Source organism: Salinactinospora qingdaonensis (genome assembly GCF_039539445.1).
GTDB classification, from domain to species: Bacteria; Actinomycetota; Actinomycetes; order Streptosporangiales; family Streptosporangiaceae; genus Salinactinospora; species Salinactinospora qingdaonensis.
Genome location: NZ_BAABDD010000053.1, coordinates 1 through 17696, shown reverse-complemented (window position 1 = coordinate 17696; position 17696 = coordinate 1). Strand labels below are relative to the sequence as shown.

14 protein-coding genes and 1 CRISPR repeat array are annotated in these 17696 nt (G+C 65.9%); of the genes, 5 read left to right on the top strand and 9 right to left on the bottom strand.

Annotated elements, in window-relative coordinates; genetic code table 11:
* The 6 genes from ABD848_RS24535 to ABD848_RS24510 all read right to left on the bottom strand — a co-directional run.
* Positions 1-304, bottom strand: a 304-nt coding sequence (locus ABD848_RS24535) for a class I SAM-dependent methyltransferase (RefSeq protein WP_344977470.1), incomplete at its 3' end; no start/stop codon positions are given.
* 86 nt (positions 305-390) lie between these two features.
* Positions 391-1590, bottom strand: a complete 1200-nt coding sequence (locus ABD848_RS24530; protein WP_344977467.1) for a styrene monooxygenase/indole monooxygenase family protein — start codon at positions 1588-1590, stop codon at positions 391-393.
* A complete protein-coding gene (locus ABD848_RS24525; protein ID WP_344977464.1) occupies positions 1587-2144 on the bottom strand; it encodes a hypothetical protein in 558 nt (185 codons plus the stop codon). The genes ABD848_RS24530 and ABD848_RS24525 overlap by 4 nt, the downstream gene beginning before the upstream one ends.
* Positions 2145-2242: 98 nt before the next feature.
* Positions 2243-3133, bottom strand: a complete 891-nt coding sequence (locus ABD848_RS24520; RefSeq protein WP_344977460.1) for a hypothetical protein — start codon at positions 3131-3133, stop codon at positions 2243-2245.
* A 140-nt stretch (positions 3134-3273) separates the two neighbouring features.
* On the bottom strand, positions 3274-4401 hold the full coding sequence (locus ABD848_RS24515; RefSeq protein ID WP_344977458.1) for a cytochrome P450: 1128 nt from the start codon (positions 4399-4401) through the stop codon (positions 3274-3276).
* Complete coding sequence (locus ABD848_RS24510) at positions 4368-5780, bottom strand: cytochrome P450 family protein (RefSeq protein ID WP_344977454.1); 1413 nt, start codon at positions 5778-5780, stop codon at positions 4368-4370. The genes ABD848_RS24515 and ABD848_RS24510 overlap by 34 nt, the downstream gene beginning before the upstream one ends.
* A 277-nt stretch (positions 5781-6057) precedes the next feature.
* Between ABD848_RS24510 and ABD848_RS24505 the strand changes: the two genes are divergently transcribed.
* Positions 6058-7596: a hypothetical protein gene (locus tag ABD848_RS24505; protein WP_344977450.1), complete on the top strand. Its 1539-nt coding sequence runs from the start codon at positions 6058-6060 to the stop codon at positions 7594-7596.
* 1 nt (position 7597) lies between these two features.
* Here ABD848_RS24505 and ABD848_RS24500 read toward each other — a convergent pair whose 3' ends face one another.
* Positions 7598-8344: a phosphotransferase enzyme family protein gene (locus ABD848_RS24500; protein WP_344977447.1), complete on the bottom strand. Its 747-nt coding sequence runs from the start codon at positions 8342-8344 to the stop codon at positions 7598-7600.
* Positions 8345-8690: 346 nt separating this feature from the next.
* Here ABD848_RS24500 and ABD848_RS24495 point away from each other — a divergent pair, with 346 nt between their 5' ends.
* Positions 8691-9215, top strand: a complete 525-nt coding sequence (locus tag ABD848_RS24495; RefSeq protein WP_344977444.1) for an NUDIX hydrolase — start codon at positions 8691-8693, stop codon at positions 9213-9215.
* 857 nt (positions 9216-10072) lie between these two features.
* On the opposite strand, the gene ABD848_RS24490 is transcribed toward ABD848_RS24495, so the two are convergent.
* On the bottom strand, positions 10073-11458 hold the full coding sequence (locus ABD848_RS24490) for a hypothetical protein (RefSeq protein ID WP_344977441.1): 1386 nt from the start codon (positions 11456-11458) through the stop codon (positions 10073-10075).
* A gap of 435 nt (positions 11459-11893) precedes the next feature.
* Between ABD848_RS24490 and ABD848_RS24485 the strand changes: the two genes are divergently transcribed.
* The 3 genes from ABD848_RS24485 (at position 11894) to ABD848_RS24475 (ending at position 16030) form a co-directional block, all read left to right on the top strand.
* On the top strand, positions 11894-13021 hold the full coding sequence (locus ABD848_RS24485) for an aldo/keto reductase (protein WP_344977438.1): 1128 nt from the start codon (positions 11894-11896) through the stop codon (positions 13019-13021).
* Positions 13018-13815 (top strand): endonuclease/exonuclease/phosphatase family protein, encoded by a 798-nt coding sequence (locus tag ABD848_RS24480; protein ID WP_344977435.1) that lies wholly within the window; start codon positions 13018-13020, stop codon positions 13813-13815. The genes ABD848_RS24485 and ABD848_RS24480 overlap by 4 nt, the downstream gene beginning before the upstream one ends.
* Positions 13816-13891: 76 nt before the next feature.
* A complete protein-coding gene (locus ABD848_RS24475) occupies positions 13892-16030 on the top strand; it encodes a B12-binding domain-containing radical SAM protein (RefSeq protein WP_344977433.1) in 2139 nt (712 codons plus the stop codon).
* Between the two features lie 31 nt (positions 16031-16061).
* On the opposite strand, the gene ABD848_RS24470 is transcribed toward ABD848_RS24475, so the two are convergent.
* Positions 16062-16661 (bottom strand): hypothetical protein, encoded by a 600-nt coding sequence (locus tag ABD848_RS24470; protein ID WP_344977430.1) that lies wholly within the window; start codon positions 16659-16661, stop codon positions 16062-16064.
* 389 nt (positions 16662-17050) lie between these two features.
* Positions 17051-17418: a CRISPR direct-repeat array (repeat unit 31 nt; unit sequence GTTGCGAACCCTCCAGGGGTGATGAGCGAAC).
* Between the last annotated feature and the right edge of the window lie 278 nt (positions 17419-17696).

The window sequence follows — 17696 nt, the reverse complement described above, 5'->3', positions numbered from 1 at the left end:
GGCCCAACGCGTGGGCGGCGATGGCCAGGCAGGCGGGGTTGACATCCAACAAATGCACCGTACGCACCGGGCTCCAGCGGGGCAGGCGGTGGGGGAAGTAGCCGTTGCCCACCCCCACCTCCAGATGGGTTCGCCCGGTGTGGGCGGCCAGCAGCGTGTGCAGCACCGTGTTGGGCACCCCCCACACGCGGGGGTGGCGCCACCAGATCACCTGCGGGGTGTAGCGCCACCGCATCCCCAGCCGGGTATAGAGCCCGGGGTTGGCCCCCGCCACAGCGGGCGGCGACGAAGCGGGAACAGACATCGAAGGCTCCTCAGTTCGACACGACAGATCCAAAAGACGGCACAACAGGGGTGGTGAACGAGCGCGCCCACCCTCGGGTTCGGGAGTCAGGGGGCGGCAGGAGGGGCCGACCGGCTTGGGTTGTCCCAGCGCGCGAGCCAGGCGTTGGCGGCTCGGGGGTCGACCGTGGCCTGGTGGAAACGCTGCCGCTCAGACTCGGAGAGGTGTCCGGACCAGAAGCCTTCGATCATGTGCAGGAAGGCGCTGGCGGGTTGGACGAAGTTGTGGTCGTAGTCGGCGCAGGCTCGGGTCATGAACGCGGCATCGAAGGGTTTGCCGTTTTTGGCTTGGGTGAGGATGTGGTCGCGGTAGGTCAGGGCGGCCTGGGTGGAGCCGGCCCAGCCTTGGCCGGTGGTGGGACACAGCGGACGCACCGTGTCGCCCATGCCCAGCACATGCCCGCCCGAGGGCAACACGCCGACCGGGCGGCGCCGGGCCGGTTTCGTGCGGGTGAGAATCGCCGCGCCCGCATCCACCGGCTCCGCGGTCGCGCACTGCTCATACAGCTCCGGAGCAAACACACGCAGCCGGGTGAGGAGTTCGGTGTGGGCATCGACGCGGCGGCCATGCTCGGGGTGACAGTCCAGCGGTCCGCCTGGGCGGGCGCTGAGGAACACACTGTGGGCGGGGCCGTGGCCGGTGAGGATGGGCACCCGAAAAATCTCGCCGTGCGGGGTGGTGATGACCTGCACATCAGCCTCCCCCGGGGCCACGTGGTCGAGGTAGATCTGGCAGAGCGCCCGCGGCCCCGCGGCTTGTGCCTGGTCGGCGTCGGGGGCAAACAGTGCGCCCAACTCGCCGCCGCCCACCGCCACCACGATGAGGTCATAGCGGCCCGCGCGGGCATACCAGTCCAGGTCGGAGACCGTCACCCCGTGGATGTGGACCCGCCCGCCGCGCCGGTCAAACGATTCGAGCCAGGCGGCCATCTTTTCGCGGGGATCCACCGCCACCCCACCCTGACCGGGCAGTGCGCCCACAAACCCCACCGCTTCGGCACCGGGTGGGTGCGCGGACACGCTGACGGTGGCAAACCGCGGCGCGGCCGTCGACCACTCGTCCAGCCCGGCCCGCTGCTCAGCGCCCAGGGTGGCGGGGAAGGTGGCCTGGGTGGGCTCGGCGTTGCCGAACCGCAGCTCGCTGGGATCATGGTGGGTGAACACCTCCACCTCCAGGCCTGCTTCCAGCAGGGTGTGGGCCAGCACGAGCCCGGATTGGCCCGCCCCCACGATCGCCACGCGCGTCACAACTCCTCCTCGTCGTCATCGGTGAGAATGGGGGTCAGGGTGTGGGTGATCAGGGCCCACACCACCCGCTGCATCGAGGCGGTCTGCCCGGGCACACACCCCACCACCGGCACGCTGGCCCGGGTGGGTAGGGCGGCACTCAGGCGCGCCCGCACCCCCGGGCTAGGGTCAGGGGTGGTCAGGGCCACGACGTAGGGCCAGCCCTGCTCCTCCAGAGCGGCCAGCGTGGCCCGGCCGGCTTCGATCTCGTCGGGGGCCACCACCACGACGGCGCCCACCAGCCCGGCCAACCCCTCCTCGCCCAGGGGCTGGCGTTTGGCGCTGGTGGGCGCGCCGTAGAGGTGGACCACCAGCCCCGGCCCCAAGGCATGCCAGCCATAGCAGCCCACCAGATGCATCCCCGGTGCTGCCGCGGCCGGGAAAGCGCTGGGCACCTCCGGCGGGTGCAGCGGCGCCACCGCTGAGAGTGCTCCCACCGCCCTCGTGGCCACCTCCAACCGCGGCGCCCCCACCACCACCGTGACCGCGGTGGACTCAGAGGCCCCAGACTGCATACCGCCCCCTTCCCAAGCCGCCCCGCACGACCGCGAGGACGGGACGCCTACGTTCGTTCCGGCCGGGGGAGGGAAGGCGATGCGCCTTTTCGGAATGCTCACGCCCGGCCTCCTGTAGTGATGGTGTGGGCCAGGGCCGCCAGCGCGGCCAAACACGCCCCCGGCTCGCCGGGATCAACTGCCACGGTCGGGATGTCGGGCTCCAGCGCCAAGGCGGCCCCCACCTCCTCCACCCTCTCCGGACGGGGACAGCCTGAGGTGACTGCTACCACGTGCGCCAAACCCTGCTCCCGACAAGCCGCCAGCGCTGGCAAGGCATCTCCTGGACGGTCGGCGTCCACAGCCACCACCACCCCCACCGCCCCCCGAGCCACATCACGCCACAAAAACCGCTCCCCCACCGGCACGCTGGGGGTGGCCACCACCAACACCGCCGCATCCCCACCGGCAACACACCGTGCGAACCCCATCTCGACCCGCCGGTGTTCCTGTCGGTCGGAGCTGGGGATGAGCGTCTCCAGCCGGGCCACCTCGCCCCCGGCCACACTGGCCAACAAGCGCTCCTTACCCGCCGTGGGCCCACCAGCGATCACGAGCTTGCCCGAACGCTTCTCCGCCGCGTGGCGCTTCGATCCTGCCGGGGCGAGCCGGTCCAGCCGGCGAGCCAACGCCACCCCCGCCGGCTCCGACAGGCTCACCGCCGGACGCAGCGCCAACCACACACCCCCCTCGCGGGGCTGCTCCAGCAACTCCTGGACCGCCACCAACACCGCCCCCAACGGCATCCCCACCGCCACCGCCAACTCGACCACCGACACCCCCGGCCACGCCCGCTCCCACACCCCACGCAGCACCGAGCCCACCCCTACCGGCCCCGGGTTCGCCTGGGAGGCCAGCGGGTCCACAAGGGAATGCACCAACAGCGGATCGCGGGCAAAGCGCTGTTTCGTGGGAGCAGGCTTGGCCACGGCAGAAGGGGGTGAAGACATTGAAGACATCAGGAGTGCTTTCCAAAGCTCGGGCTCGTTGGGCGCTTCAACACTTTCGGTGGACCTGGTGTGGAGGCAGGAATGAAAAGAGCTCTTAAGGGTGGGGCTGTTCCCAGGAGGTATTCGTGTGGGGCGCAGAGTCATGTGGCATCACGCTTGACGTTGAGGAAAACCGGGAGCGTGGCTGGCGAGTTGATGAATATCGATTGCATGCGTGTGGTGTGAGCTGTGTCCTTGGCGGGCTTGAGGCGGGGGAATCGGGTGAACAGTGCTGCGAGCGCGATCTCTAGCTCTAGACGGGCCAGGGATGCGCCTAGGCAGACGTGGGGCCCGTGGCCCAGACCGAGGTGGCGGGGACGTGAGTGGGTGAGGTCGAAGGTGTTGGCCTCGAGGCCGTAGCGAGCCGGGTCGCGGTTGGCGGACAGGTAGCACAGCAGCACCGGTTCGCCGGTGGTGATCGTGTGCCCGGCTATGGTGATGTCTTCGCCAGCGAACAGGAACGGCAGCACCGCGACGCTGGTGGCCTGGCGCAGGACCTCCTCCACCGCTACCGGCCATTGGAATGCGCCATTGCGTAGCCGTGCGAGTTGGTCGGGGGAGGCCAGCAACGCTTCGATGCCGTTGGCGAGTGCTGAGGCGGTGGTCTCGAACCCGGCGGTGATCAACAGCCACAGGGTGTCGCGCAGCTCGTGTGTGCTCAGTCGCTCACCGGCTTGGCGGGCGGCGATCAGGGCCGAGACCAGGTCGGGGCCAGGGCGGTTCTGCTTGGTGGCGATGAGTTCGTCCAGGTAGGCGTCGACCTGGGCGCGCATCGCCCGCACCTCCTCAGACGAAGCGAGGGCGAAGGCGGCGTCGACCATGGTGTGGAGTTGGCCGTAGTCGGTGGGCGGGAGCCCGAACAGGTCGCTGAAGACGCTCAACGACAGTGGGTAGGCGAAGTCCCTCTTCAGGTCCACTGGCCCTGTCATGTCCGCGATTTCCTCCTGCAGGTGCTGGACCCGCACCTCGATGCCGGGGCGTAGAGCCTCGATCCGTGCAGGGGTGAAGCCCTGGGAGATCAGGCCGCGCAGACGACGGTGGTCGGAGCCGTCGGCGGTGAGCATGTTGTCCAGGCGCACCATCGCCGCTACCGGGTGATCGGCTGGCACGGTTCCGTCGGTCAGGTCTTTCCACGTACGCCAGTTACGGCGAAATCGGCGGTCGGTCAGCGCGGCGCGGAGTTCGGCGTCGTGGGTCAGCGCCCAAACCTCCAGACCTTCGAGCACCACGCGCGCCAGCGGCCCCGCCGCGTGGAGTTCGCGTGCCTGTGCGTGGGGGCGTCCAGGGGTGAGGATGATTGGGTCGGGGCGTGGGGCCATGACGTCGCTCCAGTCGTGTGCAGCGGGGCGGTGCCAGGGGTGTCGATCGTGGTGGGGCTGAAGGTGACGGGCAGGCGTTCCAGCCCATGGGCAAAAGGCGAGCGCCGCCACGTCAGCGTGTGCGGGGCTACCGCGAGATCCAGGTCGGGTAGCAGGCTCAGTAGCGCCTCGACGGCGTCGATGCCGATCTGGCGGGCCAGGTTGCGGGCGGGACACTGGTGTGGGCCGGTGCCGAACGCCAAATGCGCCCGGTGACCGGACAGGCCGCTCGGGCTCGCCTGCGGGGACACCCGTGGGTCGGCATGGGTCGGGCCATAGCCTGGGATCAGGCAGTCGCCTTCGCGCAGCCGCGCACCTTCCAGCACCATGTCGGCTGCCGCATACCGGCCCGGCAAGAGCGTGATCGGCGGACAGCGCCATAGCACCACGTCGATGGCGTCCTCGACGCGGGTGCGGGCTCCGGCAACGCTGGAACGAAACTCCCGATCCGTCAACAGAGTGTGCGATGCGTTGGCGATGAGGTTCATCAGCGGGTCATGCGCTGCGGAGATGACCAGGATGAGCTGGTGGGCCACTTCCTCGTCGTCGAGCCCGTTGGGATGGGCGACCATGCGCGAGACGATGTCTGTTCCCGGAAGGCCACGCCGTTGGGCGGTGACCGCTTGGGCGTAGTTGAACAACCCCAGCCGGGCTTGTTCGGCAGATCGCCTGCCGTCCCACACCTGCCGCATCAAACCGACCAGCTCCTCGCCCTGATCGCCGGCCAGGCCGAAGTAGCGGTTGAGCAGCAGTAGCGGGAGCCGGAAGGCATAGTCGGCGATCAGGTCGGCTCGTCCGGTCGGCGCGTGTGCGGCCAGCAGCTCCGTGGCGATCTCTCGAACCGCCAGGCGTGCCCCCGATGCCGTGATCGCCGTCAGCGCGTCGACGATGACCGCCCGGTAGCGGCTGTGGTCAGGCTCGTCCGAGGCCAGCGCGTTGCGGAAATACCAGAACGGCCCTGGCACGGCCTCAGGGGTGGCCCGCCCCTCCCGAGCTTCCCGCCAGCGTCGCGGATCTCGGGGAAATCGCGCCGGATCTCGCAGCACCCGCTGGTTGAGGTTGTAGCTGAGCACCACCCACGCCGCCACCCCCGGCGCGATCTCCACCGGCGCCAGCTCCCCGAACTGTTGCCGAAGTTCCTCCAGTGCCACCGGCAACTCCGTGGTGAGCCCGTCACCGTAGAGCGCCACAGCGGAGTCACGTAACGACGGCGCCATACCCATGGCAGGCTCTGCCCTATGGGACGCCATCACCGGTGTCCTTCCAACGGCATGAATGCTTGTGGGAGGACGGAAACGAGCGAGACAGGGAAGGAGAGGATGCGTGTTGTTTCCACGCTGCAATCGTCACGAAGCAGGTGTGCGTGGGTCTTGCCCACATCGGCTATACCCATAATGGGTAGGCTCACCGAAAGTTATGTGCCCCCGTTGAACGGCGGCTGCGAGACAATCTATGAACAGCCGCGTTTCCTCGGCGGGCCTACCGAAGCACACGCTGCAGTGCCGCGATGGCGATAAAGGATGTCCAGTGAGCTACTCTCCTCGGGCTGCGCTGCCTGACCGCGTCTTGCGGCGTAGCGACGTGCAGGATGCCCTGTCACGCAGGGACTTCGGCCGCGTGTTCGCCCTGGCCCGCAAGTGGGGCGGGATCAGCTACAGCGCGATCGCGGAGTCCTGTGAGATCAAGCCCGAACGGGTGGGAGTTCTGGCACGCGGACGCGGGTCGATCACCAGCCACGACAAGATCCTCCAGATCGCCGACGGCCTCAGAATCCCCGGCCATTTCCTGGGGCTCCTGCCTCGGCCCTGGGAAGACAGCGAAACAGTTGTCGCTCGTCCCAACGCCGGCGAGGCGATCCGGTCGACACCGTCATCCGATGGCGCTGGAGTCGACTTGAACTCCTCGGCAAACTTTTCAAATGCTGGCACGCGCTCTCTTTACGATCGTGCGTTGTCGCTGTCTTTCACTCATGGCGACTTGAGGGAGTCGCTGGGAAACGCCCAGGCGCTGTGGCAGACGGATGTCACCAATGATGCGGAGATCCGTCATGCACCTGTCTCTGCTGAGGAGATCACAGCACCGGTCTTGCGTTGGCTGGTAGCCCCACCCGCGCTCCTCGGTCTTTCATCCTCGGAAAAGATAACCGTAAGCGCAGACGACGTGGCTGCTGTTCGACGCGCTTGCCATCTGTTCGAGGCGCTGGATCACGAATTCGGCGGAGGGCATGCACGCTCGACTGCTGTGCAGTATCTGCATAGCGAAGTCGTTCCTCTGCTACGGGGGAATTACACCACCGCAATGGGAAGCGAGCTGTTCGCAGCGACATCCCATTTTTCCTACAAAGTTGGCGCAATGGCCTACGACGCGGCTTTACACGGACTCGCCCGCAGGTATTTTATGCAGGCGTTGAACTTCGCTCATCTGGCCTCGGACGCCGCCTTGGCCGGTAAGGCGCTTGCGCTGATGAGCCACCAAGCGAACTTCCTCGGCGATTATCGAAGTGCAGTCGATTTCGCTCGTTCGGCCAAGGCAGGAACTGGAAAAGCGGTGACACCAGGCGTCTATGCGATGTACTCGGCAATGGAGGCTCGCGGCCTTGCCTCCCTTGGAGAGGAACGTGAGTGCACGGTTGCTTTAACGGAGATGGAGCAGGGGTTCGGAAAGCGCGGCTCTGAGGAGCCTGAATGGCTTGACTACTTTGATGAGGCAGAAGTCCACGACGAATTTGCTCACTGCTTCCATGATCTCGGCCGCGCACGGACGGCTGCCGATCACGCTCATAGGGCCACCACGCTGACACGGCAGGAGTATCGGCGTAGCCGTACTTTCGCTGGTCTTATCCTGGCTAGCTCGCACCTCATCGGAGAGCCTTGGAAGCAGGATGTCGAACGTGCATGCGCACTCGCAGAGAAAGCGCTGAACGACGCAGGAACTTTACGTTCAGCCCGCGTCCACGCCTACGTTCGCCAATTCAATGAGCGATTGACGCCCTACACCAAAACAACCGCTGTACAAGAGTTTCGTTCCCAAGCACTTTCCAAGACTGGACTCTCGGTCCTTGCCTGAGTCACACGCCCGGTGTCCAATTGTGCGGCAATGTGGGATCGCGGAGGGTAGCGATTCGGTTTGCTGCTTCAGCGCGAAGCCGCGGTTCGCGTCCGGTCCGGGCACATAGCCACGCTGTCATCCGCAGCTTGCGGATCTCCAGTAGCGTCGTATAGTCCGGCCAGTCACGGATGTCGGAACCGTAAGCCGTAACAAAAGCAGCGTACTCGTCGTACGAGTACCAGCCCAGGTGAGCATACGTGGCCGCTACGATCAGGTCCCACTCCCTCGGGCCTGTGGAAACCCGTTCCAGATCCAGCATGACCACACGTCCATCGCCGCCGCGCAGAACATTCTTACGGTGCGCATCGCCATGAACCGGTCCTGGCGTCAACGCGAAGTCCAACTCGGTGAAGGCTTGGCGGAGTTCGCCGAGACGGCGGATAAGAAAGGCACGGTCGGCAGGCTCCACCCCCTGGGCTTGCTGTAGATATTTTTCAACACCGGCCAGCGGCTCCAGCCTCGGCAGTTCCACCTCAGTCGGAGCGGCAAGCGCATGCAGATGCCGAAGGAGGTTCCCGAGATCGCGCGTCGAGGCTATAGAAGCGTTCGGGATCTCTTCCCATAGGCTTACGACCCACCCGTCCCGAGCGATGAGATCGGGGCGAACCGGTCGTACAGCAGGGAAGTTTTCGAGGGCGAGCCATTGAGCGACGCGCACCTCCTGGGAGACCCGTGCGTAGTTCTCAACTGAGGTTATGCGCAACACGATGCGTTCTTTGGGAAGGGCAAAACTCGCGTTCTCACCTACTGGGCCCAGCAGCCGCAGATCGGTCGAATCAAACCCTTCACCTTGACATACAGCACGTGCTACTCGCTCGGCAGAAGCCGCAGAGTGCCCTGAGAGGGCTGGGTCACGGCCAGTCAACTATCCCGCCATCCTCACAGACTTCGCTCCCAAGATATTCCAGGCGATCGCCAACGTACCGTCACTCCAGCTTGATGAACTCCACCAACCGCATGGTGGGTGCGGCGCTGCCCCGGTTGCGCCAAACCCTGACCCAGCCCACCGAGATGTATCACTGGCTGACCACCCGGCGGGATACGGATAGACCATGAGTCCCAACGAGCAGCCCCTCTACCAGCGCGACCCTAACGCCTGGTATGCCCACCTGGCGGAAGGCAACCGCACCCAGCCTCGAAAACGGGTCGCGGCTCAGGTCATCCTCCATGACAGTGCCGGCCATCTCCTCCTCGTCGATCCGGCCTACAAACCCGGCTGGGACATCCCTGGGGGAATGGTCGAGGCAAACGAGCCCCCCGTCGATGCCGCTCGTCGCGAGCTACGGGAAGAACTCGGCCTCGACATCAAGCCCCTGAGGTTGCTGTGCGTGGACTGGGTCGCCCCGCACGGCCCCTGGGACGACCTGCTCGTATTCGTCTTCGACGGTGGCACTCTTACCACCGAGCAAGCGGCTACCATCCAGCCCACCGACGACGAACTCACCGCAGCCGCTTTCCTCCCCACTCCGCAAGCCCAAGATCGGCTACGCGACTACGTCTGGCGCCGCACCCAAGCCGCCCTTACTGCGCGTGAGTCGAAAAGCCCCGTATATCTACACAACGGACAAACCCCTTAGAGTTCACGTCTTTTTCCGTCATCTGGGGTGGCTCCCGCATTCCATGGATCCGGGTTCCTGGACTCTGACGCCATATGCCTTCGAATAATGGGCCGTCGTCGGACATCGTGGAACCCCACCCGAGTTTCGGCACAACAAAGTGTCGGACCTGGCGAGGCGGGATGCAGCGCCGTGGGCGTGGTATGCGACCTGGGTGAGCAGCACTGAGATCGCCTATACCTGGCGCAACCACATCGCCTCGCCTGCGGCTTGGTCCCGAGTTGGCCAATATCTTTGATGCCTTCAACGGGTTGCGACCCCTCCAGGGGTGATGAGCGACCCGAGAGTAAAGTCGCAGGTCGCGAAGCCTCTTGGGCGGCTGAGGGGGTGCTGTTTTGCAGCAGTCCGCCGGTGGCGCAACGTCGCAGGTCAGAATGGTATGGCATGCTTCTGCTTGGTCCACTGTTTCTTCGTATCAGGCTATGTCTTTCTCCTGCTCCGGAAGGACAGTCGTATGGGAGGCAGCGAATCTAACGAGAGGGGGCGAGGTCGAGGGGGTTGAAGTGTCGTTCAGGCTGGGCTGGAACGGTGGTATATGGCGATGAGTTGGATGTTGATGTTGAGGTACGACCCTAGGGTCGTTAGGGACTGAACTCCCGCTTGGCGGGACGCGAGTCTCCACTTCTGGTGAGGCCGGTGGGGAACATCGAAACACTCGTTGTCGGTTTCTCGGTCACGATGCTCCTCTCCGACAGTGGTTTCTTTTGACTTTTCATCGCAGTGTTCGGGATCGACGAGCGCCGGCCGCATCTTGGGACTGTGTGTTTCGCTTCCGGGACAGACACCTACCCAGGGGCTCTGCGAGATGAATTCAGACATTACCGCTTAGCGAGTTCCGTCTTCACCCCAGGGAGCTTTTCTAGGTTCTCTTTGTACGTGTTTCCAGCCTGCGGGCTCTCCACCGCGATGTCGTCTCCCAGCACAACAGCTTGATCGACGATCAACGGGAGTCGTTCAGCCGGGCGAAGATCCTCCAGGGCCGTGGTGGCGGTGAGGGCGGCGTCCTCGGCTTTGCCGCGCTGGAGTTGCCAGCGCGCACGGTCGAGCGAAATCAGTGTGTAGGACAGGGGGTCCCCGGCGTAGGCGTCCAAAGCTGAGGTTTGGGCGTTCCATGCCGCGGCATCACCGATGTGGCTGAGCACAGACGACTCGTACATACTCAGTTGGATTTCGGGGAATCCGAAGAACCCGTCGCTGGCTTCTTCGGCTGGCACCGATGAGAAGAGCGTGGTCGCGCCGGCAAGGGTTTGGCGGGCAGCGTCATGGTCGCCCAGGCGAGCGTGAGCGCGTGCGGTCAAACCCGTGAGCTGGACCAAGCCGGCGCTGGCGCTGTCACCGATGTCGCGACGCGCCTTCTCGGCTATCTGGATCGATTCGTCGGGCCGGTGGCCGTAGTAGGCCAGCATCGCCTGGGCCATCGCGACCCAGGTGCGCATGGGGGCGTCCTCGGCCAGGCGCGCGTACCCGCCGGCGATGGTCAACCAGGTGCGGGCTTCGGCCTCGTCGTTGAGGTCGGTGTGGAGCGCTCCGGTGAGTCCACAAAGGCGTGCGGCCACCATCTGGAGGTCGCGCTGGTGAGAGTAGCGGTTAGCCAGAGCGCTGACCTCGTCCAGGTCTTCCGACAGTCTCACCAAGAGGTCGGCGGGGGTGCAGGTGCCGTAAGCGGTGATATGGCGGTCGGTGGTGTCTGTCCAGTACGCCAAGTCGGCAGTGGGGAGCAGCCGTTTCAACGGGCTCTCCAGACGCTGGCGGATCTCGCCCAGGGGAAGGACCGCAGGGGCCGTTGTGGTTGCGGCGAGTCCGAGAAAGCTGCGGCGGTCCACGTCATCGTCGCCTTTGCAGGTGATCGGGTCAGACGTAATCGGCGGGGGCGGCGCCGGGAAGCCCAGACTGGCCGGAGACGTGCCGTAAAACAGGGCGAACAGTCGCCGATAGAACGGTCCGACACCATCGGCGCCGGCCTCCCAGCGGGAAAGCTGTGAGATGTTGGGGGAGCACGGAGTGCCGGTGTCGTCTCCTATCAGCCTCAAGCCGTCGATGACGTGGCGCTGGGTGTGGCCGCAGGCCAATCGCCAGGCCATCAGCAGTGTCGGCGTCTCCGCTTTGACATGGACCGCCTGTACCAACTCCCAGCGGGTCCAATCCTGCTCGGCGGCGTGGGTGCGGAGATCGTCGGCGATCCGGGCGCGCTTACGAGAGTCCACACCGGAACGGTAGGCAGGCCGCGACATCTTGTGAAGGCCAACGTGGTTGCGGGTTACTCGCAACCACGGTTGCGGGTTTTTCGCAATTGCCGAGTGCGTTCGGCAGCGCCGACGATGGACTCACACATTGCTCGTCCGCACGCCTGCTGGCTAAAGAAATTCGCATATCTTCTGCTGTGCACAAAGCACCCCAAGCATCGCTCCGGCAAACTGAGGAACAGTCGAGATTTGAGAAGTTTCAGAGAACGTCACCGACTCCTCCTTTCCCGACCTCTTTGGAGTGACGAATGCTTTTCAAGTGGTCACAGCGCACTGCTGCGCAGAGAAGCGGAATCGAAGACGCCCCTGCGCTTTGTTCTCACCGCTATCTCCTCGCCCAACCACCTCTGGGCTTGCCCCTCCGCTGCGCCTTCCCACACCCGTCGAAGGAGTCACATGCCCCCACTCCAGCCCCCGTCCTCACATGCGGCTGCGTTGCCGCAACGGGTCCTGGGAGCCACCGGTATCCGCACTCCTGCTCTCGGCGTCGGCTGCTGGGCCATCGGCGGCCCGGCCACCAACCTCGGGCTGCCGATGGGATGGGACTCCGGCGCCGATACCGACAGTGCACGCGACGGCCTGATGCAGGCATACACCCTCGGGGCGCGGTTGTTCGACACCGCCGACGTCTACGGGCTCGGCCGTTCCGAGCGCCTGATCGGTGAACTCGTCGCCGAGGTCGGCCGTGAGCAGTTGGTACTGGTCTCCAAGGTCGGCTACTTCCCCGGCACCGCCGCCCACGGTTACAGCCCCGGGCACATGCGGCGCCAACTGGAGCAGTCCCTGGAGAACCTGAGTACGGACCACCTCGATGTCTACTTCCTCCACCACAACGACTTCGGGCCCGATGATCGCTATCTCAACGATGCGGTGGAGCAGATGCGCACCTTCAAACGCGACGGCTTGGTGCGGGCGATCGGCATGCGCGGGCCCCACCTGCACGCCCTTGAGCGCTTGGATCCGAACCGTCCGCCGGGGCAGGCCGCGCCCCGGTTCGCTGATCTGATCGACCGGGTCGCGCCCGACGTCCTAGCGGTCCGCGATAACCTGCTGACTCCCGCCGTACGCTCCAGCCGCATCTACCGCATGGCCGCCGAGCGCGGAATCGGCATCCTGATCAACAAACCCCTCGCCCAAGGGCTGCTCACCGGCACCCATCATCCCCACGCTCCGCGCGTCTTCGGCGATGCCGACCATCGCCGACGCAAACGCTGGTTCACCCCCAACGCCTTGGAACTCATCCAGCGCGGGCTGGACGACGTGCGCACCGTCATCGGCCCCGACCCCGCCGAACTCGTCCGCTTCGCCCTGTGGCACTGCCTGAAAGCCTCTGACCAGGCCATCGCCCTATGCGGCTTCACCAGCCCCGCCCAGGTCCGCACCAACCTCACCTGCCTGGCCAGGGAGCCCGACCCCGCCGCTTTGGAACAGGTGCGCCGGATCATGGCCGACACCCAGCAGCGACTCGACGCCCAAGGCGCGGTTTTCCGCGACGCGCCCGCACCCGCAGCGGAGACGCGATGACCTCGTCGGGGCATCAGGCCAGTCTGCTCGCGTTTCCCAGCGCCGAGCGCGTGGCGGGCGAGGTCGGGGTCATGGTTTTCAACGCCCAGCACGCTTCGCCGTCGCGCTCGCGCGAGCAGGCCGCCTGGATCGCCGCCCACGACCATGCCGACCTCGTCGTTGTCAGTGAAGTCTCGGGACACCACGCCACCCTTGCCCACGCGCTGGGCGAGCACGGCTACCACGTCGCCCAAGACGACAGCGCCGCCGACTACCGGGTCCTCGTGGCCGGCCGCTGCGCCCCACTGTCGGTGCTGTCGGAGTTGGGGGTGGCGGTGCTGGCCCACCGTGTCCAGACCGTGCGGGTGCGCATCGAGGCCACCACCGTGGTGCTGATGGGCGCCTACGTGCCCTCCCGCGGTTCTGGCCAGCGGCGCAACGTCGACAAGCGCGCTGTGCAAGACGCCCTCACCGCGCTGCTTCCCCGACTGTGTGCCTCACCGGCCGACATCGTGGTGGCCGCCGGCGACCTCAACGTCGTCGAACCCGACCACACCCCCCACCACTCCGTGTTCGGGGCCTGGGAGTACGACTTCTACCGGGCCTTCGCCGAAAACGGGCTGCACGACGCCTTCCGCCACGCCCAGCCCGCAGGCGTCGACCACTCCTGGTACGGCCGCTCCGGTGCCGGTTATCGCTTCGACCACACCTTCACCACCACGCCTGAGCGCGTGGTGAGCAGCTTCTACGACCACGAGCCCCGCCAAGCCCGCCTGAGCGACCACGCCGCCATGATCACCCGCCTCACCCTCTAACCCCGCGTTTGCCACCAGCCCGACCGCCACCAGGGCCCTCGGGCCGGCCGCTCCTACCCGAAAACAGGAGGTGTTGATGACGTCCACCGCACCGGCCACCGACCACGACCGCATCCTGGCCGCACTCAACCACCTGTCCCCGCTCCCCACACACCTGGCCCACCAGGTCCACGCCATCCCCCGCACCGAACCCAACCGGCTCCGCCATGCACTGGCCCCCGCCTTCGAGACCACTGTCACCGGCACTCTGGAACACCGCCTGCTCGCCGCCCGCCCTCACGGCTGCGACACCTGGATCCTCAGCGAACTCTCGGGCCGGCACCTGGCCGAACGGGACTGGCCCGCCTGGGCCCACACCGGCATCACCCTGGACGCCCCCTACCACTGGATGAGCACCGCTCACCTAACCCCTGAAGCCCACCGGCGCCTGACAAAACCCCGAATCCTGCTGGCCGCCCTCTACCACCCTGAGCACTTCCCGCTCCCACGATTTCCACTGGCCATCTCCGACCTCGCCCGCGCCGCCCGCGCCAGCCTCTGCGGCCAAGTCGATCTGATGGATATGCAACTGGGCGCCAGCCTGGCCGACATCTGCGCCGCCATCACCACCGGCGGCTATGACCTCGTGGGCGTCTCCGCCACCTTCGGCCAGCACGACCTGCTCACCCGCGCCCTCGACCACACCTTCGCCCTCACTGAGCCACCAACCGTGATCGCCGGCGGCAGCCTCACCGCACGCAACGAAGCACTCCTCCTGCAACGCTACCCTCACCTGCTCATCGCCCGCGGCGCCGGCGAACCCACCATCACCGATCTGATCACCTGGCACCACGGCGACCTCGCCCTGAAGGAGATCCGCGGACTGGGCTACGCCGGCGCTCCCCGCGGCGGCGCACTGGCGATCACCCGTCCCTCGGTACGCCGCACGCCCACCGTGGCCAACCGCCACCAACCCGACATGTTGCCCGAACTCGATCTGCTAGCGGCAACGCTTGACCACCACGGCGTCGCCCAACTGGAAACCTCACGCGGCTGCACCAACTACTGCTCCTTCTGCCCTCGCGGCCACAAGGGGATGTGGTCGAGTCTGTCCCCCCAGTCCCTGCCGTGGATGCTGGAGGAAATCAGCGCGGTCTTCGACCGCCATCCCGGCACCGCACGCACGCTCTACCTCGTCGACGAGGAGATCATCGGCCACGGCCCCGACAGCCTCACCCGCATCCGCGACATCGCCAACCAGCTTCACCAAGCCGGTATGACCTGGGATTCCTCCTGTCGCATCGACCAAGTCGTCGACCCCGGCCACGACCGCGCCTGGCATCTGGAGCGCGCCCAACTCTGGCGCGATTTGTGCGGCCAAGGACTGCGCCGCATGCTCTTCGGCGTGGAATCGGGCGTCACCTCGGTGCTCGCACGCTTCAACAAGGAGACCACCGGGGAACAAAACGCCCTGGCCATCCGCACCCTATCCGCGCTGGGCGTGCCCACCCGCTACACCTACATCACCTTCGACCACCTGATGAGCGTCGAAGAACTTGCCGCCACCCACGCCTTCCAAGCCCGCACCGACCTGCTGTTACGCCCCTTGCCGCACCTGCCCGTCGAGACCATCATCGAGGGCGTGCGCGACGAAAGCTTCGTGGCCGAACACTCCACCGGGCGCCCCTTCTACACCGCTGTCTCCTACATGTTGGTGTCCATGGAATGCCTCATCGGCGCCGCTTACACCCGCCGCGTCGAAGCCGCCGGCCTCGCCGGACACCCCCGCCCCTCGCTGGGCCGCATCGACGCCGACTTCGCGGATTGGCGGATCGGCGTCTGCTCCCAGCTCGCCCAACTCTGGATCGACCGCAACTTCGCTTTGGACTACACCCTCAAGTCCATCGAGAAGATCTTGGAAGGAGAGGCCCGCCACCAAGTGCGCCACACCCGTTCCCTCCTCAAGGACGCCGCATTCGCTCTGCTCGGGTCGATGCTGGAACACATCGCTCACACCCGTCGCGCCGAGCCGTCGCACAAAGACCTCACCCAGCAGCTACAGGGCCGCATGGACGACGGGCTGGCCAAGCTACAGTGCCGCCTCGCCTACGCTCTGCCTGCTCTCGCCGACCAACTCCCCGCCCAGCACGCCCGGATCCTGCGTGAGGGATACGACCGCTGGCGCGCCCCGCATCCTTGGAGGCTCATCAACGCCGCAGACCCCTGCGGCACCTGAGACCACCGGACGGACAGGAGCCGAGCCGTGGTCACTCGTGGATCGGCACCCAGTTGAACTCGGGGCAATACCGCGCGTAGACGACGAGTTTCCACGCCGCATAGTCTTCCTTGCGCCCGGCCTCGCGCAGCAGGTGCTTCACCCAGGTATGGGCGATGCGCTCGTCGGTGTTCATGCCCGCCTCGATCTGGTCCAGCATCCGGCACGCGACCGCGAAGTCCTCGTCGGTCAGCGCGCTCACATCGATCTCGACTCCGTCGAGTTCGAAGGAGAAGACCAGGCGGGAGGTGTCGAAGCGTGTTTGGCGCTCGCCCTTGAACTCGGTATGCGGCTTAAGGGCGGCGATGAGGTGTTCGCGCTCAGCTACCGGAAAGCCGATCCCCAGATCCAGGTCGCTGGACTCCAGGTTCAGCCGGGTCCCGAACGACCCGACATCGCGCGCCTGCCGTCCCGTCCACTCATAGACCAGGTCAGCGGCGCGAGAACGTACCCTCAGCAGCCAATCGTCGTAGTGGCGCCGCTGCTGCCAAAACGCGCATGCCCGCGCCCACTCCTCAGCGCCGAACACTGCGGGGTCTGCCCATCCAGAGCGGACGATCGCGTCGACATCAACCTCACTGTGCACATCCACGCCGCCACACTAGCGGCGAAACCGCTGTCCCACGGACCAAATCCGGAAGACGTCTACGCTCCCCGGAAAAATTCGGGGCCGCAATCTGAGACGAGACAACCGCGCCGCCGTAGGCTGCACTCGCACACAAGACAAGCCTCGGACGGAGCTTCCCCTTGAGTAGTGGACATGACCCTGGTAACGGCCCATGCCAGAACGTACCGAACCTCGATCGACCCCCTGACTGAGAAACATGATCGCTTCCCTGGCCCACCGATTCCCTGCTAGTACACAGCCCTGTCCGAAGTAGTTGGCGGGCGCTGCGGCCCATCCGTCGAGCATCCGCCGAGTTCATCGCTCAAACGAGAACTTCATTCAGGCGATTCCACGCCGGAACCGTCCCCACACCAGCTGCGCACCCTCCAAGGGCGAGGAGCGAACCCCGTTGTCGCCGTTGGCGGCAGCCCGGTTGGCGGGTTGCGAACCCTCCAGGGGTGATGAGCGAACGTGCGACGAGTTGCGCGCGGCGCACGTGGCGGCAACCACGTTGCGAACCCTCCAGGGGTGATGAGCGAACTGTGCTCAGTGGTCGTGGTGTTCGGGGGGTAGACAAGTTGCGAACCCTCCAGGGGTGATGAGCGAACGCGAGACCCACCCCCACGACCTGGAGCGGCGATGAGGTTGCGAACCCTCCAGGGGTGATGAGCGAACAATGGCTGATGATGAGGAAATCCAGCCGGACATTGGGTTGCGAACCCTCCAGGGGTGATGAGCGAACCCGAGAGTAAAGTCGCAGGTCGCGAAGGCTCTCGGTGGTGTTCCGGGGCGCTGTTTTGCAGCGGTCCGTCGGTAGTGCAACGCTGCAGGTCAGAAGGGTATGGCATGCTTCGGGGGTTCGGCTGTCTCTGTCTTTCAGGCTACGGTCTTCTCCTGTCGGCGACGCGCCAATACTGACCACGTGACGTCGCGTGAAATCTGACCACCCCGGTTGATCATCGGAGGGGTGATCACTGTGGAGGACTGGGCCGAGATCCGCCGTCTGCGCAGATCAGAGGA